The sequence below is a fragment of the Chitinophagales bacterium genome (assembly GCA_020636535.1).
Lineage (GTDB): Bacteria > Bacteroidota > Bacteroidia > Chitinophagales > JADIYW01 > JADJSS01.
This window is the reverse complement of sequence record JACJXT010000011.1, coordinates 2,003,492-2,023,963: the sequence shown is the minus strand read 5'-3', so window position 1 is coordinate 2,023,963 and position 20,472 is coordinate 2,003,492. Positions and strand designations below refer to the sequence as shown.

Sequence of the window (20,472 nt, the reverse complement as noted above, 5' to 3'; positions counted from 1 at the left end):
AAATGAAGTTGATTATAAGTTTTTGTTTGTCATTAATATTGTCAAGCATCATTTTTGCAGAAAACATAGTCATTAAAGGAAATGTAAAAGACAAAGAAAATGAAACACTAATTGGTGCCAATGTTATAATTGTAGGTACAACCATTGGAACAGTAACTGATATTGATGGAAATTTTACAATAGAAGGAGATATTACGCTTCCTGCTAAAATTGAAATTTCTTATTTAGGTTATGCTACTCAATCTTTTGATATTAGTTCTAATAATCAATCTATAAATGTTATTTTAACTGATGAAGCTTTAAAAATTAGTGATGAAGTAGTTATTTCTGCTTCTAGAATTAGTGAGAAAATTACCGAATCGCCTTCTTCTATTCAAAAACTAAGTGCCAAACAGATACAAGCTGCTGCTAGTGGCGATTTCTATCAAAGTTTGGGCAATTTAAAAGAAATAGACATTACTACTTCTAGTATGGGATTTCAAGTGTTCAATACTCGTGGATTTAATACTACAGCACCAGTTCGTGTTGTACAATTTATAGATGGAATGGACAACCAAGCACCTGGTTTAAATTTTCCTGTTGGTAATTTAGTAGGTGCATCTGATTTAGATTTACAAAGTGTAGAAATTATTTCTGGTGCTTCTTCGGCTTTGTATGGTGCCAATGCTTTTCAAGGTATTATTGCTATGGAAACAAAATCGCCTTTTGATTATGATTGTTTACAATTTAAAGTTAAAGGTGGTTCTAATGCTATGTTTAATGGTCAACTAAGATATGCCAAGGCATTTGGTAAAAAAAAATGGGGAAAAGACAAAATAGGATTTAAAATTACTGGCGAATATTTTAGAGCTAAAGATTGGATTGCTGATGATGCTGAAGCCAATACTTATGGTGATGTTACTGCCAATGTAAATGTAAGTCAAGTAGTGAGACAATTGCAATATGGAGCAGATTCTTTAAAATTTACTTCTTTAAATGCTTATTTAGATTTTTATCCAGAAGCATTGCCTGGTTATGTTGAAATTAATGCACCAGGTTATAGAGAAAAAGAATTGAGCGACAATAACACCAATAGCATTAAAGCCAGTTTTGGATTATATGCTAAACCTAATGATGATGTTGATTTAGAATATCTATATAAATTTGGACGAGGCACGGCTATTTATCAAGGTTCTAACAGATATAGTGTTAAAAATATTTTATTCCAACAACACAAAATAGAAGCACAATGGAAAGGTTTAAATGTTAAAGCATACACTACGCTAGAAAATGCTGGAGACAGCTACGATTTAGTTTTTGGTGCTATTAATTTATCTAAAGTTGGATTTACCAATTTTGTAGGCAATTTTATTAGAACTTATTTTGAAGAATTGAGCAATTACACCAATGAATTTTCTGATGATCCTGAGTTAGATGATATTGCTGTAGCTAGAGCAGATGCTATTGCGTATGCGTACGAAAACTCTTTTTTAGTTCCTGGTACTTCAAGTTTTGATTCTGCTTATAGCATTATTAAAAATGACGCCGATTTTAAAACAGGAGCAAAATTTCAAGACAAATCTTCTTTACAACATGTAGAAGCATCTTACACTCACGATTTTAAGAAAACGGTTAATCTTATTGGTGGTGCTTCTTTTAGAAATTACATTCCACAATCGTATGGAACTATTTTTGAAGACAGTTTAATGCCAGATGGAAAATATAAAAACTTAAACACTTGGGAAGTTGGTGCTTTTACTCAATTAACGGTTAATTTATTTAATGACAAATTAAAACTTATTGGTTCTGCAAGAATAGACAAACCAGAAAATTTCAAACTACAATTTTCGCCAAGAATTTCTGCGGTTGCCAATTTTAAGAAAAATACTTTCAGAGTGTCTTATCAACAAGCATTTAGAAGTCCTACACTACAAAATCAATACATTTATTTAGATGTTGGAGCCATTACGCTAAAAGGCAATTTGTATGGCAATGATGGTTATACCATTGAATCAGTGAACGACTATTACGACAATTACCAAAATACACTTGAGATAGATCCAAGCAGATTGAAAACCATACAGATGAAACCACTAAAACCAGAGCAAGTAAATTCTGTAGAAGTTGGTTATAGAGGCAGTTGGTTTAAGAATTTTTATATTGATATGAATGCCTATTTCAATCGTTATTTTAATTTTATAGGCGATATAAGATTTTATAGATCGACGAATGATGATATTGTCATTGGTTCAGAGCAAGGTAATGATGCTATGTTAATACCAATCTACAGACGATTGTATCAAATACCAGTAAACGCACAACAAAAAGTAGATGCTTGGGGATTTTCAGTAGGTATTAATTATTATCTCTACAAATCGTTGGTAGTATCTGCCAATTATACCTATGCCGATTTAAACACTAAAAACTTAGTAGATCCAATTATTCCTGGATTTAACACACCAAATAATAAATTTAATATTGGATTGAGTGCTAGTAAAATTTGGAAAGGATTTGGTTTTGCTGCCAACTTTAAATGGGTGCAATCGTATTATTGGGAAAGCACTTTTGGCGATGGCGAAGTACCAAGCTATCATACACTAGATATGCAAGTCAATTACGAGTTTAAGAAATTTATAACGCTACAAGTTGGAGGAAGCAATATTTACAACAATAAATATAAAACCGCTTATGGTTCACCAGAAATTGGAGCACAAGTATATGGAGCATTATCGTTTGATTTAAGCCGAGGCATTAAAAAGAAAAACTAAAATAGAATGCAAGCCACGAAAAAAGCTGATTGTAGTGATATGCTGTGGTGTAAGAAGTTTCCTTCTGAAATTTTTTCCTCGAGAGTCTCTAAGCGTAGGTAAAAATGTATAGCAGGACTTTGCGTAATAACTATTCTGTTTTTAGGTGTATATTTATACTATGAAATACTTGTTATTGTTTATCTCAACTTTAGTAATTTATTTATTACTTGATGGAATTTGGCTAGGAGTTATTGCAAAAAACTTCTATAAAACAAAATTATATTTTATACTTAATAATTATTTTAACTATTATGTAGCTATTTTATTTTATGTAGTATACATAGTCGGATTAATGCACTTTGTTATTCTTCCAGGTATAACACATCAATCAGTATTAAAAGTATTTTTAAATGGTGCATTTTTGGGATTTTTATGCTACGCAACTTACGATTTAACCAATATGGCAACTATAAAACAGTGGCCATTTATTGTAACAGTAGTAGATATACTTTGGGGAAGTCTACTTGCGGCACTAGTATCAACAGCTTCTTACTATGTTGCATTAAAAATCTTTTAAGCAATTATTGATTTTGTCTAGCAAAGCTTATATTTGCAAAAAAACAAATCATGAGTAATTACAGTTCATTACTAGGAGAAGAAAAAGCACAATATCTGCTCAATCACCAATGTAAAACAATAGATAAGTCGGTTTTACATACACCATCTCCTGATTTTGTTGACAAAATTTGGATGCAAAGCAATAGAAGCGTTCAAACATTAAAAAGTATTCAAGCATTATTAGATAACGGCAGATTAGGTGGAACAGGTTACTTGTCTATTTTACCAGTAGACCAAGGCATTGAACATAGTGCAGGAGCTAGTTTTGCTCCAAATCCAATTTATTTTGATTCTGAAAATATTGTAAAACTTGCAATTGAAGGTGGTTGTAACGCAGTAGCTTCTACTTATGGTGTATTAGCATCAGTTGCTAGAAAATATGCTCATAAAATTCCTTTCATTGTAAAAATAAATCACAACGAATTTATATCTTATCCAAACTCATTCGACCAAATTATGTTTGGTACAATTAAAGATGCTTGGAATTTAGGTGCTACTGCTGTTGGTGCAACTATTTATTTTGGTTCAGAAGAATCTAAAAGACAAATAGTAGAAGTGGCTAAAGCTTTTGAATATGCTCATGAGTTAGGTATGGCAACGGTATTGTGGTGTTATTTAAGAAATAGTAATTTTGCAAAAGATGGTGTTGATTATCATACTGCTGCTGATTTAACAGGACAAGCCAATCATCTTGGTGTTACTATTCAAGCAGATATTATTAAGCAAAAATTGCCTACAAACAATGGTGGTTACACGGCTATTAATTTTGGTAAAACACATAAAAAAGTATACAGCGATTTAACTACCGACCATCCTATTGATTTAACAAGATATCAAGTAGCTAATTGTTATATGGGAAGAGCTGGTTTAATTAATAGTGGAGGTGCAAGTGCTGGTGCTACAGATTTAGCTGAAGCAGTAGAAACAGCAATCATTAATAAAAGAGCTGGTGGAATGGGATTAATTTCTGGTAGAAAAGCATTTCAAAAAGATATGAAAATAGGTGTAGAGCTACTCAATGCTATACAAGATGTATATTTAGATACTAGTGTTGATTTAGCTTAGTTGTTACTTATGCCATCTCTTGCCGAACTTGCCTGTCTCTAACTATCGGCAGACATGGTACCAAACAGGTAGATTTCAGCATCTGCTTGTAGAATAAGATTAAACAGAATACATCTCTTGCTGAATTTATTTCAACATCTAACTTTTGAATAATTAAAACAATGAAAAGCCAATTATTGCAAATGCACAATGTAGGAATTGTAGTAGAATCGTTAGATAACGCTATTGCATTCTTTACAGCATTAGGATTACAACTCGAAGGAAGAACCATAGTAGAAGGAGCGTGGTCTGGAAAAGTTACAGGACTCGAATCACAACAAGTAGAAATTGCCATGATGGTTACACCAGATGGACATAGTAGAATTGAATTGTCTAAATTTATACAACCAGCGGTTATTGCCGACCATAGAAATGCACCAGTTAATGCATTAGGTTATTTACGCATTATGTTTAATGTTGAAAATATTGATGTATTGGTAGCACGATTAACCCAAAATGGTGCTGAGTTGGTTGGCGAGATAGTCAATTATCAAAATAGTTATCGACTATGTTACATAAGAGGTGTAGAAGGTATACTCATAGGACTTGCAGAAGACATTAGATCTAAATAAAAATACATATTATTTAAAGTAAATGGTTATATTTCGATTTTATTTCATTTATAATTCTCTTGTATAGAACTATAAACAATTGAGTGAAACAATTTAGAAAATATAGCGAAGAACATAATACAATATTGTTAGATGCACAATACTTATTTGCTTATTGTTTTTCTGATGGATTTTCACGCCGTAGTTTATCTGCCGACTTTCTTGTTAATTACAATTATAACTATGTTTTAGAATTAAATGCATTTGACCATCAAAAAATAACAAAAAATAATTCAGATTGTTATATTGAAAAAGGAATACTTAAAGGAAGAATATTAGAGCTTATTGAAAACTTACTTGCTTCAGATTTTAATACGCTACAACAAGAATATAAAGAAGAAAATTTTGCAATTTGTGATATAGGCAGTCAACAATTTTTTATTAATTTAGATAGCATAACAAAATATATTCACATTACAGATGGTTTGCCAGTTGACTATTTTAAATCTTCTACTGAGAAAAAATTATATAAATTAAATAAATATTTTAAAGCATTGATTGAAACTAGGTATAATAATTGGATAATACAGTGAGTATTTTTATTAATATACAAAATATCTTAAAATGAAATTATATATATTGTTTACTTTTTTAGTGTTATTGATTTTAACATCGTGTAATCATCAAATGCCTAATTGGTTAATTGAAACAAATCACTCAATTTCGCCAGATGGTAGAGCAGCTATTTACTCTGTATACAATACTGAAAACAAAACTACAGTTGTAGCAACATGGGTATGTAGTAAATTTACTTCAGGAGGTGCAGGAATATTTGATATTAAGACTAGTAATTCTTCTGAAATTGTATTAAGCTGGCTTTCAGATTCGATAGCCATGATTGAATATCCTGCAAATTTTGAAATAATTAGACAAGAAGATAGTACTTATTTTTTTGGAAGAACAATAAAAGTAAAATATAAAATTAAAGACTGAGATTGATTCTAAAACCATGTCAATTGCTTCCTTAACATATATTTACTACAAATACTCATTAATTCCTAGCAGTGTCTCTCATAGAGGACACTGCGTAGATAAATAGTCTTTAATATAATCATCATTCAACCTATAAAACACATATTATTTAAAGTAAAGGTTTTATATTTGATGTACTGTTATATAGTTACTAAAGAAAGATGCTAAAAATAGATTATATAAAATATTTTGCACTTCAAGAAGAGTTTGAAACATCTGAGAAATTAATAAAATTAGGTTTTGGGGAACTGCAAAATATTAATCTTAATAATAATTTTTATTTTCTTCCTTTTCAACTTTTATCTCAAGGATTTGAACGATTTATGAAAGCATATATTTGTTTAGGTTACTTTAATAAATATCAAGAATTACCTAGCTTTAAATACCTTAAAGATTTAGGACACGATCTAAAAAAATTATTAAATGAAATTATAATAAATTTTTACCATGATTTTAAAATGCCTCAATTTATAATTGACTATAAATTTATTACTTCTGATATAGATTTAAAAGAATTACTTTTTATACTTTCTGAATTTGGAAAATTAGCAAGATATTATAATTTTGATTTGATTACAGACAATGTTAAAATTGGTGTTAATACAAAGAATCTTTGGGAAAAATTTGAAAATAAGATTCTTGATTCAAATGATTATAAAAAACTAATGGATTATAATTTATATAGTGAAGTTTATAACAAAATATCATCATATATAATTGTGGTTTTTGAAAGATTTATTTCTGCACTATCAAGACAGTTCATTTTTAAATGTTTAGGTGATGAAGGATATCAGTTAACAATATATACATTTTTTGATTTTGGGCTACTTTATCAAAATAATTATGGAAAGAAAGATTATAGAAACTATACTACAAGATATAAAGAAACACCAAGAAGAGTACATAAAAGAACAATATTTGATGAAATAAACAGAAAGTTTAATTCTAGTTATAGGTCAAAAAAGATTTTTAAATCAGACTATGCTGACAATTGGCCATTTTATGTAGAAGAAGTGATTATAGAATGTAGACAAAAATATTGGTGTATTATAACTATAAATGGGTTTGATTATGCTCTAAATGGTTCTGCTAAAGGACGATATAAATTAGAAAATCCACATGATGCAGGAATGGCAATTTTAGGTGTAAGTTTATCTGAATTTATAAGAATGACTTTAGATTTAGGAAAAGAATAGAGGCATTAAGCTTTGTTATTTATCTTTAAAACCATCTCTACTGTTTTCACTTGAAATATATTCGCTTACACTCACGCATCTTCCAATACACTTTTTACTAAATTAGTAGCAGTAAAGTTTCCAAAAGTAATATACTTATAAAATATATTTTCTGTTCGTCCTAGTGTTTTTAAAATTTGGTCAGTGTTTTTTCCTTCGCTATATAATTGTTTTACCTTGCCTATAAAATCTTCAAAAATGTGCAATTTGTTTTGTAGTCGAGCTTTACCATTTCTCGTTTTCGGATTGTGTGAGCAAAACAATACTTCAAAATCTAAAGCACACAATTTTCTCAACGAGTCCATTTGTTGGTAAATATTTTCGTAACTAGCAAAATATTTAATCGTATCTGCTACATACAAATCACCACTAAACAACCAACCTTTATTCGCTTCATAAAAACAAAAATGGTCATCACAATGTCCAGGCGTATAAATAGCTTGTAATTGATAATTTGTAGTTTCAATTATATGATTAGGAAATATTGGTTTTAACTTTGCCTTTTCTACTTTTCCATTAATTAAAATTCCAAGTGGCGAAATCGTATATCCTTTGGCTAAAATAGACACTGCTTTTTCATGAGCAAAAGCATCAATACCAAGTTTTTTCATCAAAAAAGCCACATTGCCACTATGGTCTTCATGGTGATGTGTTAATATTATTTTATTTATTTTTTTATCTTTTATCCAACTATAAATATTTTTTCTATTATGTCGTTGTGCTGTATCAATCAAAATATCATCAACAATAAAACTATATACAGTTTGTACATTCTTATTCAATCTGTAAACACTAAGCTTAGCATATTCAACTTGGTCAAAATGATAAATGGTCTTTCCTATACGCATGCTTCTAAAATAGCACCATTAATATTTATAATAATCAAAATATTATTTCTATATTGTTAACAATAAATAAATGAAGATGAAAAAGGGAGTTCTAGCAATTGCTGCATTATTAATTTTAGGCATTGGCATTTTAGCAGGCGTATTGTTCATTTCTAAAAATGATGTTTTAATGAATATCAATAAACCAATGAACATTAATATTAAAGATGATGTGCCACTAAGTGTTGGTGTAGATGAAAATATTGGTATTAAGTTATTGAGCGATTTAAAAACTAGAATCAATGTAGACGAACCTTTGTCAATTTATTTAAACGAAGTTATAGATGTACCATTGGTGATGAATTTGACTGTTCCATTAAACACAGAAATATTAATGGATGAAGTATTAGATTTACAGTTTGATTTACCAGTTGATATTGTACTAGACCAAAGCGAAATTGGCTTGAACAACTTGGTTATTCCATTCAACAAAAAACTAAAAATAGAAGACTCATTAGCTGTCGATTTTTCTATTCCATTAGATACAAAAATTAGAACAAATTTTAAGCGATTTTTTAATATATCACTTCCTGTAAAGGCAGAAATTCCAGTAAAAGTAAACATACCAATCAATCAACAATTACAAGTAAGAGACACACTGGTTCTAGATGCACAAGATTATACCATTCCGTTTAAAACAACTATTCCTGTGAAAGCGCAAGTGCCAATCAAACAAAAAGTGCATATAGAAGGTGAATTACAAGTTCCTGTAAATCAAACAGTGAGTATTCCATTAAAGAAACTCATCAAAGCACCAGTAACCAAACCATTTACTGCAGATGTTGAAACACTCAACGACAATATAGAAACTTCGTTCAACACCGATTTAAAAACTACAGCTAAGTTTGATAAATCGCTTCGTGTTAATAGTATGGATTCTTTGATTATAGATCCTACAAAGGTGAAGTTTACTAAAAAAGATAAAGAATGAAAGTTGTAGCATCATCAGTTGAAGATTATTTAAACAATATTGCTGATGATAAAAAAGAAGCAGTAGCACAGCTTAGAAACACCGTTAAACAAAATTTACCAGAAGGATTTGTAGAGCAGTTGTCTTACGGAATGATAGGATTTGTAGTACCAAAAACATTGTATCCAAATGGTTATCATTGTACACCAGAGTTGCCTTTGCCATTCATTAATATTGCAGCACAAAAGAACTTTGTAGCACTGTATCATATGGGAATATATGCAGATGAAAAATTATATAATTGGTTTATTAATGAATATCCAAAGCACAGTAAAACAAAATTAGATATGGGAAAATCGTGTATTCGATTTAAAAAACCAGAGCAAATTCCCTACGATTTAATAGCAACATTATCTACCAAAATGACACCACAAAATTGGATAGAGTTGTACGAAACTAATTTCAAAAGATAATCTCACTCACTTTTTAAATCAATTGTAATAGCACGATTTAAAGCTTCTTCTTGCAAGGAAATAAAAGTTTCTGTTCTAGTAATTGCATCTATCGTTTGAATCTTTTCCATAAGTATCTGTCGCAAATGATTGGTGTCTTTACAAATCAATTTAATAAACATTGCATAATTTCCAGTAGTATAATGCATATCTATAATTTCAGGAATGTCAGACAATGCTTTGGCAACAGTAGCATAATTAGCACTTTTATCTAAATAAATGCCTAGGAAAGCAGTAACATCATAACCCAATTTTTTGTAATCTATTGCTAAGTTAAACGATTTAACTACGCCCATTTCTTCCATTTTTTTCATACGAACATGCACTGTTCCAGCAGAAATAAATAGTTTTTTAGCAATTTCAGTATAAGCAGTTTTCGCATCTTTTTGTAAGATGGACAAAATCTGTAAATCAATATCATCTAAACTATACATTAGTACTCTTTTATAATAATCAATTTAGCAATTCCATTCAACTTATCTAAAAAAGGTCTAAAAACAATAGTCGTATCTCGCAATCTTTTTTTATAATGTCGCAATGGATGATGTAAGGTTCGCCACAACCATTCTAATTTTATTTGTCGTATCCATTTTGGAGCTCTAACATAAAATCCGCTTAAAAAATCAAAAAAACCACCAACAGTAATTACCATTAATTTTTTTTCTTTTATGATGTTGATGTTTTCTTTAACAAATGCTTCTTGCAAAGGTGTTCCCATTCCAATAAATAAAGCAGCTTGATTTGGAATTTTTTCCCAATTTAAGTCAGAAAATCCATCTTGAAAATAGTGTAATACTTGTTTATTGTATTGCTTATTTAGATTGTCATTACAGCGATTAATTTGTTCTTTTGTAGTACCATAAAATACAATCGGAATATTTTTTTGTAGTAGTGCGTTTATCAATTGTGGACTCAAATCTGTACCATTTAAGTTTGCCATTTTTTTATTCATCAACAACTTAAAATAGCTTTGCATACCAATTCCATCTACTAAAATATAATTAGCTAAAAACAAACTGTTTTGATAGTTGACCTCTTTTCTAAACAACTCTAAACTAGCGTAATACATAAAGTGTAGAATAAAGTCGTTGTTGCTTTGTTGCCATTCATCAATTAGTTTAGTGGCTACAGTATCTACAGATGTAGTATTTAAGAATATAATTTTTTGTATAGCATCTTTAAACTGCATATCAATAGTATTAGTGAAAATAATCAATAATAGCTTAATTATTTTTGACTTTGCTGTGTTACAAATTTACTAATTAAAATGCCAATTAATATGACAGTGTAAAATTGACCGAACACTCCAAATAGTGAAACAATTAATTTTAAATGAGGTGTGTTGGGTGTAATGTCGCCAAAACCAATCGTAGTAATGGTTATAGAACTAAGATAAACTAAATCGATAAAGGTGTGTGCCGCACTACTAGTATCTATGTTTTTAATTGAATGATGGTTTAAATAATAAAATGCTTGTAGTAAGAAAGTCATAATTTCTACTAGTAAAAAAGCACCACACGAAGCAGCAGAAATAATATCAGAATTAATATAACTTGGTTTAATTAGATATTTTAAAATCTCATAAAAAATATAGCTAAAAAACAAACAATAAATAATACTTAAAATTGGCATGAAGTAGTAGTGCGACCTAAAAATTGGGAAACTGACTGGTAGTATAATGACTAATAGTAATAATATATTTTTTAATATTTTACTTCTTTTTCCTTTTTCATTAAAAATTCCAATACTAGCCAAGCCAAGTAAAAGCATATTAATTGGCCAAATTATTCTGGTGTAAAAATCTAAATTTATAAAAAACATACTGATGTAAAGATGTAGTATTAATGCAGCAAGTAATACTTCATACTTTCGTTTAATTACAAAATTGATAATGTTTAATTTTTGTTTCATTATACTACAAATTTAATTGCTTTAGTTTATTTTGTTTGTTTTATTTGTTGATATTTTAAAGGACATGATGAACAACAATACACTACAACAATCTTTAGCAACAGCATTACAACAAGCTGCTGTAACAACAGATATTATACCAATGCAAAATTATATGAAAAATAAGTTTGCTTTTTTTGGAGTGCGTTCTACAAACAGAAGAACTATTTTTAAAACTATTTTAAAAACAAATGGATTGCCGAATGAAGCTACCTATCAAGCTGTTGTTTTGTCTATGATGCAACATGAAAAAAGAGAAATGCATTATTGTGCTATTGATTTGGTTATTCAATGCCAGAAAAAATATAGTGCTAGTAACGACATCGATTATATTACTACGATGATTACAACAAATTCTTGGTGGGACAGTGTTGATGGTATTGCTCCAAATATTTTAGCGTATTATTTAAAACAATTTCCTAATAAAATAGATGTAGTTATTGATAATTATATGAAAAGTAATAATATTTGGTTGCAACGATCGTGTTTGTTGTTTCAACTAAAATATAAGCAACATACCAATGAGCAATTATTGTTTGATTTGTGTAAACAATTGAGTACCAGCAACGAATTTTTTATACAAAAAGCTATTGGTTGGTCGCTAAGAGAATATGCTAAAACCAATCAACAAAAAGTATATCAATTTGTAGCAGCAACACCAATGTCTAATTTAAGTAGGAGAGAAGCGTTAAAACATCAATCAGTTTAAATTATTTCGCAATAAACTGTTTTACTTTCTTCTTACATAAACTGTTTTTTCTAAAAGTGCTACTATTTTATCGTTGATGTCTGTAATCGTAGTTTTAAAATGAAAATCCATTTTTTCATTGCTTTGCATGGTTTGCTTAATGTTAGCTAGTTCGGTTTTATCCACTTCAAACTTAGCAAATACTTCACTTTTTCCTGGACTAACAAATTTTATATGAGCAGCTTTGTCCCAAACTATAAAATCTTTACCTAAATGTTCCATCAAAATAAACATATAAAATGGGTCAGTCATACTATATAAAGAACCACCAAATTGTGTACCTACTAGGTTTTTATTCCACCACTTAAATTTCATCTTCATTACAATGCAAGTAAAGTCATCATTTACCGAATGTAAACGAATGCCAGCTCCAATATATGGCGGATAAAAATTGAGTTTCCAAATATGTTTTCTTAAAGAACTAATCATCTACTAAATTTTATGAGTTACATCGTTCAAAATACAATATAAACTATTAAATTAGCAGTCTGAACACCTTATGAAAATATTAAAAAGCTTTTTACTAGTTCTATTACCTATCTTCTGTATTGCACAGCAACAAAATTTGCCTTTAAATTACGATTGGAATAATAGAGTACAACGATTTATAAAACCAGAGGCACACTTTCATACTGCTATAAAACCGTACAATATGCAAGAAGTGTATCAAGCATTAGATGATGTACAAAATGAACTAGCACTACCAGATACCAATAGTACTGGTTTTAAGTTTGGTTTAACTAAAGGTGACTTAGTAAGTTTGAGAGCAAAAAAGAAACCTCAATTTTACTTTGCAGTTAATCCAATTATAGATGCTCAGTTTGGTTATGACATTAAAGAGAAAAATTTTCAGTATAGTGTTGGCTATGGTGCTCAATTAAATGCAGACTTAGGTCGAAAAGTGTCTTTGTCTTTTACATATCAAGGTGTTAATGAAGATTATTACAGTAGAATAAAACAGTATGCACAAGAATATGGTGTTTTAACTGGATATAGAAAAGCAAATATCAACAGTAATAGTATTAATTCTAATATGATGAGTGGTTACTTGTCATTTAGTCCAAATAAATACTTTAACCTACAAGTAGGAAACGATAAACAATTTTGGGGTGAAGGTTATCGTTCTTTTTTCTTGAGTGATAATGCTTCTAATTATCCTTACTTTAGAATGAGTACACAATTTTGGAGAATAAAATATGTGTATTTATTAAATGTAATGCGTTATGGCGAAGCAGATATATTTAATATAGATAATAATCCATCAAATTTTAAAACTAAATATGGTTCTTATCATTATTTAAGTGTAGATGTTGCTAAGTGGATGCAGTTTGGCTTTTTTGAAGGTGTTACATGGTATCATGCAGATAGTAATAGAACAAGAGGTTTAGAGTGGAATTACTTAAATCCTTTACTGTTTATTCGTCCAATTGAGTTTGGTTTAGGTTCGCCAGATAATGTTATTTTAGGATTTAATTTCAACTTTAGACCAAATCCAAAAAACAATTTGTACATACAAGTAGTGTTAGATGATATGGATGTTGCTAAGGCAAGGAGAGGACGAGGTTTTTACAGAACTAAAGTAGCAGCACAGTTTGGTTACAAAGCATTGGATATTTTTAAAGTCAAACATTTAGATGTTATTACAGAGTTTAATGTAGTGCGACCTTTCGTTTTTGCACATAAAACACCAGCACAAAACTATACCAATTTCAATCAGTCGTTAACACATCCATTAGGTGCCAATTTTTATGAAGCCATTTTAAAAATTAACTATTGGAACAAACATTGGATTGCATCAGCTCAGTTACAATATGCCAAACAAGGTTTAGATGCTTTGTATCAACACAATGGAAGCAATATTTTTGTAACCGATTATTTAATTGCCTCAGATTTAAATGCAGCGTATAACAATAACTTTTTACAAGGAATAAAAACGAATTTAATTGCATTGAATGTTAAAGGTGGATATTTAATCAATCCAAAATTAAATATGTCTATTCAAGCCAATATAAATTATAGGCAACACAAAAACGATGTATTTAAAAGTCAACAAACTTATTTTGGTTTAAGCTTTGCTACCGATTTATTTAATAGATACACTGATTTTTAGTAATAGTTCGTACAGTTGAAGATGATTACATTATAAAAGATACTGAAATCTACCTGTTCGATACCATGTCTGCCAACAGATAGAGACAGGCAAGTTTAGCAAAAAATGCTATACTAACAATCTTGCCTCTAATAACCTTGCTGCAAAAATCTAAATACTCATTACTAAAAAAACTATTCCACAATTTCTTTTGCACCATATTTTATTAGTAGTGTTTGCATTTCTTTATAATTGCCACTATACTTCCAAACCAATACATTAATATATGGTAATTCTTTTGTTGGCATTTTATTAATCAGTTGATGTATTAATTTATCTACTAAAACGGTAGTCGTAGTATCTTGTTGGTATTGTCTAGTACTCACAGGCAATTGAAATAATTGATATTTATCTTGATAATCATCGCCAATTAATTTCAACGGAAAAATAAGCTCAGCATCTACACTTGTATAATCTAATGCTTCATATTTTTTAATAGGTAGTGTAGTATGTTTATTGTTTAAGAACTCAACTTCCCATTCTTTAGCTAACCAACTAAAATAATTATCATAGTAAACCAACATTTTACCATTTTTTATAGTATCTATTTCGGTAGCCAAACTATACAAATTGCTTTTTCCAAACTGAGCAGCAGCAATACTACTCTGCTTAAATGTCTTCCATCCAAAAAATAAAATAAAAATATACAAAGCAATTTCTTGCGACAAAGACCTAAAATCTCTTATAAATAAAATAGTAATAGTTATCAGTGCAATATAAATAGGATAATAATTTTTAAAACCAAAGTCTTCATCTTGTATTATTGTTGATTGATGTATTATGGGAATAATAATTAATCCAACTATTAATGCGTAATATCTTATATTTATTTTTTTTCTTTCTTTGATAAAGTAAAAAACAATACCAATAACTAATGGTAGTAAGTAAAATCTTAAGTATTGTATTGCTGTTTGTACTGCTGATTTATAAAAAAACCAATCTTTATCTTGATTTAGAAAAGAATTGCCATGCCAATGATAAGGTAATATTCGTCCGAAATATAATTTTCTATAAAAACAATAAGCAGCAAAAGGAATTACAAACCATATAATTGTTTTTCGTAATCGTGCCAATAAAAATTTAGCTCTATTTCGTCGTTTTAAGTCTAAAACATCTCTATAACTTACTATAATTAAAGGCAACAAATACAGCAGCGTATAAAAATTACACATCGCATTTACAACTGTCCAAATTAACAACCAACTATATCGATGTTTCCAAAATGAGCGAATAGCCAAAATTAAAATTAAGCCATTAAACAAAACTTCATCACCTAAAAGACCCAACCAAAGTTGCGTACTTAAAAACAAACTGATTACAATCAATAAATTAACCCGTTGAAATCTAGAATCTACAATTCTAAATAAAAAGAATATACTAAAAAATAAACTAATAGCACTTATTATTATCGATGCATAATAAGTACTACAATGAAGTGTCTTAACTACAAAATACAAACTGGCTACAAACAAAAAGTTTTTACTATCATCATATCTTTGTTCCGATAATCTATTAAAAGTAAAAATGCCTTTATTAATAATATTATCTACATAAATATAATTAGCTGTAGAGCTTTCTGCTGGCTTTAAATATTGTGGAAAAATATAAAACAGTACCAACAAAAGTACTATACAAAGAAAGAAGCTAAAAATAAATTTCTTAGAAATCATTGCATAAATTTAACCTAAATTATGGATTAGACTTTGTAATAAGAGAAAATTATACAAAAATTTCACAAATTTAGAAACGCTAATTTAAGATATATCTACCTATCACTGAATGACCATCAATAAACCGAAATTACGCATTAGCAAAAATAGGATTTTAAGGTTGCGTAACTACACATAAAAGCTAGTGCTAATAAAGTTGAAGTACTACGCACTTTCTATTTAGAGAAGTATTAAATACTTTAATTTGAGCAACCATGTGTGCAACTCATGGTATAAAAAGTATCTAGTGCATAATTTAGGTTAACAAATAAAAAAGTATTAAATACTTATTTGAAAAAATGTCTTGAGAATCTACTTTAAATCAAAAGGTGAAAAAAAATGAATGATATTTTATCATATTTTTAAAAGTATATTTTTGATAGGCGAATGATTATAAAGAGACATAATATAATAACTTATTCTTTTTGATATTTAATACTTCTGAACTCTGCCTTAATAAGGTAGCTTATTTTACTAAAAATTTTCTAGATTTGTATCTAAACTAAACAGCTTTGTAAATTAACAAATATGAGTAATTTTAAAATAATATTTTTATTAATAATATTTTTAATATCAATGAATATTTTTGCAAAAAAGAAAAAATTAGAAGAGCAGATAAAACCGTATTATTTTGTAATGTTAACTACAGGACCAAATAGAACGCAAGATGACTCAACTATAGCAGAAATTCAAAAACAACATTTAGCCAATATTAATCATTTGGCAGAAACAGGCGTTTTGAAATTAGCTGGTCCATTTGCAGATGATGGTTTTTGGAAAGGTCTAATGGTGCTTGATGTAGCAACTTACGAAATTGCTGAAGAAATTGTATTGAATGATCCAGCAGTAAAATCAGGCAGATTACATTATGAAATTAAACAATGGTATACTTCGCCAACTATGTTTAGTAAAAAATAATTAGTTCTGCTATTAAAATAATTAATATCTATAATACGACTGTGTTCTAGTAGCATAACCACCCCAAATTCCTAAACCACCAATAATATTAGATTTTACATATACAAATGAACCGAATGGATTTCCTTGGCTATTTCTGCTACTTTCTAATGTTCGCCAAAAATCGTAGTGTGGTTTATCTATAATACATAGTTTTACATTGAGTATAGAATCATTATTATTCCAGTATCCATTGGTTTCATCAAAACCAGTTTCATCATTGCTATTATTGCCTATTCTTCTACCTTTTGGTATAAAAATTTCAAATCGTTGTCCATTGAAAAAGGCATCATCAAAAACTGAATTATCAGAAATGAGCAAAGAAGTTTTTTGACTGAAGGTAAAATACCGGTAAAATTCTGTAGTATTTGGATCATTTAAGAAACCATATAGTTGAAAATACTCATCAGCATAATCTGCATTTGGATGTGATTCAATCCAAAGTGAATCGAAACCAACTGTATAAGCTGGAATGGTAGTAGTTGAAGTAATCGTTTCTCCATCAACTTCTATTAATAGTTGATAAGTTCCACCTAATGCTCCTACAAAATTTGGATTTACGCTTTCATCTATGGTGTAAATCGTTGCTAAAGCAAATCCATCTAAAATATTACTACTACTAGTATCTACAACAGATAATCCCATTAAGAAAATTATTTTCTCTCTTAATGAATCAGACATTTCATCAATATTAGTATAATTGTATTCTTTAAGTGTTATAGTATCTTGTTGATGAATGACTTTAACTGAAGCACCACTAATAAAATATGCTGCCAAATCATTGAGATTTATTCCGCCAAAAAAAGCTGAATTTTTAGTCAATAGAACATATGGTGGCATATCATTTTCTATATGACCTTCTACTACAACTGCGTTTTCTGGTGCTGGTAAATTAATATCAATTTCTTTTTCGCAATTGGTATAAAATAATATCATAAAAAATGACATTATAAATATAATATATGATTTATAATTATTCATATTAAAATTTAAAATTCCAAGTAAATGATGGTATTATAGGAAATATAGATACTTTAACTGGTGCTGTGCTTAAATTTCCTTTTACTAAATTTCCTTTTACTTTGTAATAAATAAAATATACATTTTTTCTACTATACACATTATAAATAGAAATATTATAACTCGACCTAAATTTTCTGTCTGGTCGTTTTTTAGGAATTGGATTATAAGTCAAACCAATATCCATTCTATGATACGCTGGTACTCTATAACTATTTCTTTCGCCATAACCAGTAACAATGCCAAATTCTATAAAATATCTTTCGGTTGGAAGCGTAAACGCATTTCCTGTAGCATAAACAAAAGTTGTAGCAAATGTCCATTCTTTATTCAAATCGTAAGCTAAGTTGATAGACAAATCATGCGTTCTATCGTATTTTGCAGGAAATATTTTTCCTTGATTTAAGTCGTCAAACTTTCTATCACTACGAGATAAAGTATAGCCAATCCAACCATTGAGTTTGCCTTTATTTTTCTTAATAAAAAATTCTGCACCATATGCTTTTCCTTTTCCAAAAACATATCCTTTCTCTTGGTCTTGATTAAGTTCTGCTACATATGTTTCACCATATTCAATTTGATTCCATAAATGTTTAAAATATAATTCTACAGATGCTTCAAACATATTGTCTTTAAAATTTCTAAAGTAGCCAACCGAATATTGTAATGCCATTTGTGGTTTAACCAACTTAGTACTTTGCACCCAAACATCTGTAGGAAGCGTACTATTAGACGAAGACACTAAGTGTATGTATTGATAGTTTAGACCAATTCCTGCTTTAAAAGAACTTTGTTTATCAATTAAATAACGCATGGTAATTCGTGGTTCTGGTCCAACATACGATTTAATACCTTCTCCTTTTTTATAAGTAATTGTATCTGAAGAAACCGCCGTAGATTGAATATCTTGATATGGTCCTTTAAATTGAAAGTAGCTTAAGCGAAAACCAAAATCAAATCGTAGTTTTGGATTAATTTCCCATTGGTCTTGAATATACCAAGCCATTTCGTGTGAATACTTTCGTCCTACTTTATCTGTATTAAAAGTAGTTTCGCCAGAACGAGCAGAAGCTAAAGTTGGTGTCATTCTATGATGCGTATAAATATAACCAAACTTCAATTTGTGTTTTGGTGATAGAAAATAATCTAAATCTACTTTTGCATTATAATCTCTTACGCCAGAATTCGCTTGAAAAGCAAAATCGGTTTGTTCTCCTTTAAATTCAAATTTATAATCATTAAAAATGAAAGAAACATTCATAAATAATTTATCACTAAATAAATGATTGTATCGAACTGTAGCTGTAGCATTTCCCCAAGGAATATTTACTTTTGTTTGATTGGCTACAGAATTGTATTTGAAAACATCTCGTCCAAAATATCCACTGACATACAATCTATCTTTATCAGAAAATTTATAATTAGCTTTTATATTTAAATCATAAAAATAATAATTAGTACCAGCAAAATCTGTTTTCTTTAAAGCAGGTTGTGCTAAGTCAAAAGCATAAGTTCTTCTACCAGAAATAAGAAATGAACTTTTATTTTTTTGTAGTGGTGCTTGTAGTGTTAATCGAGAACTAATTAAACCAATGCCTCCATCCATTTGAAAGCGTTTATTATTACCTTCTTTCATTTGAACATCAATCACAGAAGACAAACGACCGCCATATTCTGGTGGCATCGTTCCTTTTATAAGTGTCGTATTTTGTACTGCATCGTTGTTGAAAACAGAAAAGAAACCAAATAAGTGTCCAGTGTTGTACACAATAGCATCATCTAACAATACAATATTTTGGTCTGGACCACCACCACGCACATAAATTCCTGAATTGCCTTCGCCAGCAGCTTGCACACCTGGTAATAGTTGTAGTGCTTTTATAACATCTGTTTCGCCTAGTAAAGCTGGAATAGATTTAATGCGTTCGGCAGACAACTCTATTGTTCCCATTTCAGTACTAGTAACATTTTCGTCTTTTCTTTCGCCAGTAATCACAACTTCTTGCATTACTTCGCCTTCTTCTTGTAATTCTAAGTTTAATCGAACATCTTGATTTAGATTTACTTGTCTAGTAATAGTATTGTATCCTAAAAAAGAGTATGCTACTTTGTAATTTCCTTGTGGTAGCGTAATAGAATAAAAACCATATAAGTTAGTCGTTGTTCCTATTAAATTGCTATCAGCTAGATAAATATTGGCACCAATTAAAGCTTCGCCATTGGCTGTATCTTTGATATATCCACTTAGTGTAAATTTCTCTTGTGCTTGTAAGCTTGCACTTAGTAAAAAACAAATAATTAGAACTAGAGTATTTTTCATTGAAGCATCTAAATTAAGTCTAAATATTAAATTAAAAAATC

20 protein-coding genes are annotated in these 20,472 nt (G+C 29.3%); 12 read left to right on the top strand and 8 right to left on the bottom strand.

What is annotated here, in order from left to right; genetic code table 11:
- Nucleotides 1-2 precede the first annotated feature (2 nt).
- The 7 genes from H6553_09330 (at nt 3) to H6553_09300 (ending at nt 7,230) form a co-directional block, all read left to right on the top strand.
- Nucleotides 3-2,747, top strand: a complete 2,745-nt coding sequence (locus tag H6553_09330) for a TonB-dependent receptor (GenBank protein ID MCB9034027.1) — start codon at nt 3-5, stop codon at nt 2,745-2,747.
- 160 nt (nt 2,748-2,907) lie between these two features.
- Nucleotides 2,908-3,306, top strand: a complete 399-nt coding sequence (locus H6553_09325) for a DUF2177 family protein (protein ID MCB9034026.1) — start codon at nt 2,908-2,910, stop codon at nt 3,304-3,306.
- Between the two features lie 50 nt (nt 3,307-3,356).
- A complete protein-coding gene (locus H6553_09320; GenBank protein MCB9034025.1) occupies nt 3,357-4,412 on the top strand; it encodes a class I fructose-bisphosphate aldolase in 1,056 nt (351 codons plus the stop codon).
- Between the two features lie 161 nt (nt 4,413-4,573).
- Nucleotides 4,574-5,023: a VOC family protein gene (locus H6553_09315; protein MCB9034024.1), complete on the top strand. Its 450-nt coding sequence runs from the start codon at nt 4,574-4,576 to the stop codon at nt 5,021-5,023.
- A gap of 83 nt (nt 5,024-5,106) precedes the next feature.
- Nucleotides 5,107-5,595, top strand: a complete 489-nt coding sequence (locus tag H6553_09310; GenBank protein ID MCB9034023.1) for a hypothetical protein — start codon at nt 5,107-5,109, stop codon at nt 5,593-5,595.
- 31 nt (nt 5,596-5,626) lie between these two features.
- On the top strand, nt 5,627-5,995 hold the full coding sequence (locus tag H6553_09305; protein MCB9034022.1) for a hypothetical protein: 369 nt from the start codon (nt 5,627-5,629) through the stop codon (nt 5,993-5,995).
- Nucleotides 5,996-6,195: 200 nt separating this feature from the next.
- The gene (locus tag H6553_09300; GenBank protein MCB9034021.1) at nt 6,196-7,230 is read left to right on the top strand and encodes a hypothetical protein; all 1,035 of its coding nucleotides are present in this window, start codon (nt 6,196-6,198) and stop codon (nt 7,228-7,230) included.
- A gap of 71 nt (nt 7,231-7,301) precedes the next feature.
- On the opposite strand, the gene H6553_09295 is transcribed toward H6553_09300, so the two are convergent.
- Nucleotides 7,302-8,117 carry an MBL fold metallo-hydrolase gene (locus H6553_09295; GenBank protein MCB9034020.1) on the bottom strand — a complete coding sequence of 272 codons (816 nt, stop codon included), beginning with the start codon at nt 8,115-8,117 and terminating at the stop codon, nt 7,302-7,304.
- Between the two features lie 76 nt (nt 8,118-8,193).
- Here H6553_09295 and H6553_09290 point away from each other — a divergent pair, with 76 nt between their 5' ends.
- On the top strand, nt 8,194-9,087 hold the full coding sequence (locus H6553_09290; protein MCB9034019.1) for a hypothetical protein: 894 nt from the start codon (nt 8,194-8,196) through the stop codon (nt 9,085-9,087).
- Complete coding sequence (locus tag H6553_09285; GenBank protein MCB9034018.1) at nt 9,084-9,539, top strand: DUF1801 domain-containing protein; 456 nt, start codon at nt 9,084-9,086, stop codon at nt 9,537-9,539. Before H6553_09290 ends, H6553_09285 begins: the two co-directional genes overlap by 4 nt.
- Nucleotides 9,540-9,541: 2 nt before the next feature.
- Here the strand turns inward: H6553_09285 and H6553_09280 are convergent, their stop codons facing one another.
- From H6553_09280 to H6553_09270, 3 genes are read right to left on the bottom strand one after another with little or no spacing between them, the layout of a single operon-like run.
- Complete coding sequence (locus tag H6553_09280) at nt 9,542-10,012, bottom strand: winged helix-turn-helix transcriptional regulator (protein ID MCB9034017.1); 471 nt, start codon at nt 10,010-10,012, stop codon at nt 9,542-9,544.
- On the bottom strand, nt 10,012-10,767 hold the full coding sequence (locus H6553_09275) for a WecB/TagA/CpsF family glycosyltransferase (protein ID MCB9034016.1): 756 nt from the start codon (nt 10,765-10,767) through the stop codon (nt 10,012-10,014). The genes H6553_09280 and H6553_09275 overlap by 1 nt, the downstream gene beginning before the upstream one ends.
- A gap of 38 nt (nt 10,768-10,805) precedes the next feature.
- The gene (locus tag H6553_09270) at nt 10,806-11,489 is read right to left on the bottom strand and encodes a two pore domain potassium channel family protein (protein ID MCB9034015.1); all 684 of its coding nucleotides are present in this window, start codon (nt 11,487-11,489) and stop codon (nt 10,806-10,808) included.
- 64 nt (nt 11,490-11,553) lie between these two features.
- Between H6553_09270 and H6553_09265 the strand changes: the two genes are divergently transcribed.
- A complete protein-coding gene (locus H6553_09265; GenBank protein ID MCB9034014.1) occupies nt 11,554-12,237 on the top strand; it encodes a DNA alkylation repair protein in 684 nt (227 codons plus the stop codon).
- 21 nt (nt 12,238-12,258) lie between these two features.
- On the opposite strand, the gene H6553_09260 is transcribed toward H6553_09265, so the two are convergent.
- Entirely contained in the window at nt 12,259-12,705 is a 447-nt protein-coding gene (locus tag H6553_09260) for a YiiD C-terminal domain-containing protein (GenBank protein ID MCB9034013.1), read from the bottom strand.
- Between the two features lie 70 nt (nt 12,706-12,775).
- On the opposite strand from H6553_09260, the gene H6553_09255 reads away from it, so the two are divergent.
- The gene (locus tag H6553_09255) at nt 12,776-14,386 is read left to right on the top strand and encodes a hypothetical protein (protein ID MCB9034012.1); all 1,611 of its coding nucleotides are present in this window, start codon (nt 12,776-12,778) and stop codon (nt 14,384-14,386) included.
- A 173-nt stretch (nt 14,387-14,559) separates the two neighbouring features.
- Here H6553_09255 and H6553_09250 read toward each other — a convergent pair whose 3' ends face one another.
- Nucleotides 14,560-16,095, bottom strand: a complete 1,536-nt coding sequence (locus tag H6553_09250; protein MCB9034011.1) for a hypothetical protein — start codon at nt 16,093-16,095, stop codon at nt 14,560-14,562.
- Between the two features lie 615 nt (nt 16,096-16,710).
- Here H6553_09250 and H6553_09245 point away from each other — a divergent pair.
- Nucleotides 16,711-17,052, top strand: coding sequence for a hypothetical protein (locus tag H6553_09245; GenBank protein MCB9034010.1), 342 nt, complete (start codon nt 16,711-16,713; stop codon nt 17,050-17,052).
- Between the two features lie 21 nt (nt 17,053-17,073).
- On the opposite strand, the gene H6553_09240 is transcribed toward H6553_09245, so the two are convergent.
- Nucleotides 17,074-18,027, bottom strand: coding sequence for a DUF4249 family protein (locus H6553_09240; GenBank protein MCB9034009.1), 954 nt, complete (start codon nt 18,025-18,027; stop codon nt 17,074-17,076).
- Between the two features lie 46 nt (nt 18,028-18,073).
- Entirely contained in the window at nt 18,074-20,431 is a 2,358-nt protein-coding gene (locus tag H6553_09235; GenBank protein MCB9034008.1) for a TonB-dependent receptor, read from the bottom strand.
- Nucleotides 20,432-20,472 lie beyond the last annotated feature (41 nt).

What these genes read in the sequence shown, in the direction of transcription:
- H6553_09330 (MCB9034027.1), top strand. Translation starts at nt 3, where the DNA reads ATGAAGTTGATTATAAGTTTTTGTTTGTCATTAATATTGTCAAGCATC.
- H6553_09325 (MCB9034026.1), top strand. Translation starts at nt 2,908, where the DNA reads ATGAAATACTTGTTATTGTTTATCTCAACTTTAGTAATTTATTTATTA.
- H6553_09320 (MCB9034025.1), top strand. Translation starts at nt 3,357, where the DNA reads ATGAGTAATTACAGTTCATTACTAGGAGAAGAAAAAGCACAATATCTG.
- H6553_09315 (MCB9034024.1), top strand. Translation starts at nt 4,574, where the DNA reads ATGAAAAGCCAATTATTGCAAATGCACAATGTAGGAATTGTAGTAGAA.
- H6553_09305 (MCB9034022.1), top strand. Translation starts at nt 5,627, where the DNA reads ATGAAATTATATATATTGTTTACTTTTTTAGTGTTATTGATTTTAACA.
- H6553_09300 (MCB9034021.1), top strand. Translation starts at nt 6,196, where the DNA reads ATGCTAAAAATAGATTATATAAAATATTTTGCACTTCAAGAAGAGTTT.
- H6553_09295 (MCB9034020.1), bottom strand. Translation starts at nt 8,117, where the DNA reads ATGCGTATAGGAAAGACCATTTATCATTTTGACCAAGTTGAATATGCT.
- H6553_09290 (MCB9034019.1), top strand. Translation starts at nt 8,194, where the DNA reads ATGAAAAAGGGAGTTCTAGCAATTGCTGCATTATTAATTTTAGGCATT.
- H6553_09285 (MCB9034018.1), top strand. Translation starts at nt 9,084, where the DNA reads ATGAAAGTTGTAGCATCATCAGTTGAAGATTATTTAAACAATATTGCT.
- H6553_09280 (MCB9034017.1), bottom strand. Translation starts at nt 10,012, where the DNA reads ATGTATAGTTTAGATGATATTGATTTACAGATTTTGTCCATCTTACAA.
- H6553_09275 (MCB9034016.1), bottom strand. Translation starts at nt 10,767, where the DNA reads ATGCAGTTTAAAGATGCTATACAAAAAATTATATTCTTAAATACTACA.
- H6553_09270 (MCB9034015.1), bottom strand. Translation starts at nt 11,489, where the DNA reads ATGAAACAAAAATTAAACATTATCAATTTTGTAATTAAACGAAAGTAT.
- H6553_09265 (MCB9034014.1), top strand. Translation starts at nt 11,554, where the DNA reads ATGATGAACAACAATACACTACAACAATCTTTAGCAACAGCATTACAA.
- H6553_09260 (MCB9034013.1), bottom strand. Translation starts at nt 12,705, where the DNA reads ATGATTAGTTCTTTAAGAAAACATATTTGGAAACTCAATTTTTATCCG.
- H6553_09255 (MCB9034012.1), top strand. Translation starts at nt 12,776, where the DNA reads ATGAAAATATTAAAAAGCTTTTTACTAGTTCTATTACCTATCTTCTGT.
- H6553_09250 (MCB9034011.1), bottom strand. Translation starts at nt 16,095, where the DNA reads ATGATTTCTAAGAAATTTATTTTTAGCTTCTTTCTTTGTATAGTACTT.
- H6553_09245 (MCB9034010.1), top strand. Translation starts at nt 16,711, where the DNA reads ATGAATATTTTTGCAAAAAAGAAAAAATTAGAAGAGCAGATAAAACCG.
- H6553_09240 (MCB9034009.1), bottom strand. Translation starts at nt 18,027, where the DNA reads ATGATATTATTTTATACCAATTGCGAAAAAGAAATTGATATTAATTTA.
- H6553_09235 (MCB9034008.1), bottom strand. Translation starts at nt 20,431, where the DNA reads ATGAAAAATACTCTAGTTCTAATTATTTGTTTTTTACTAAGTGCAAGC.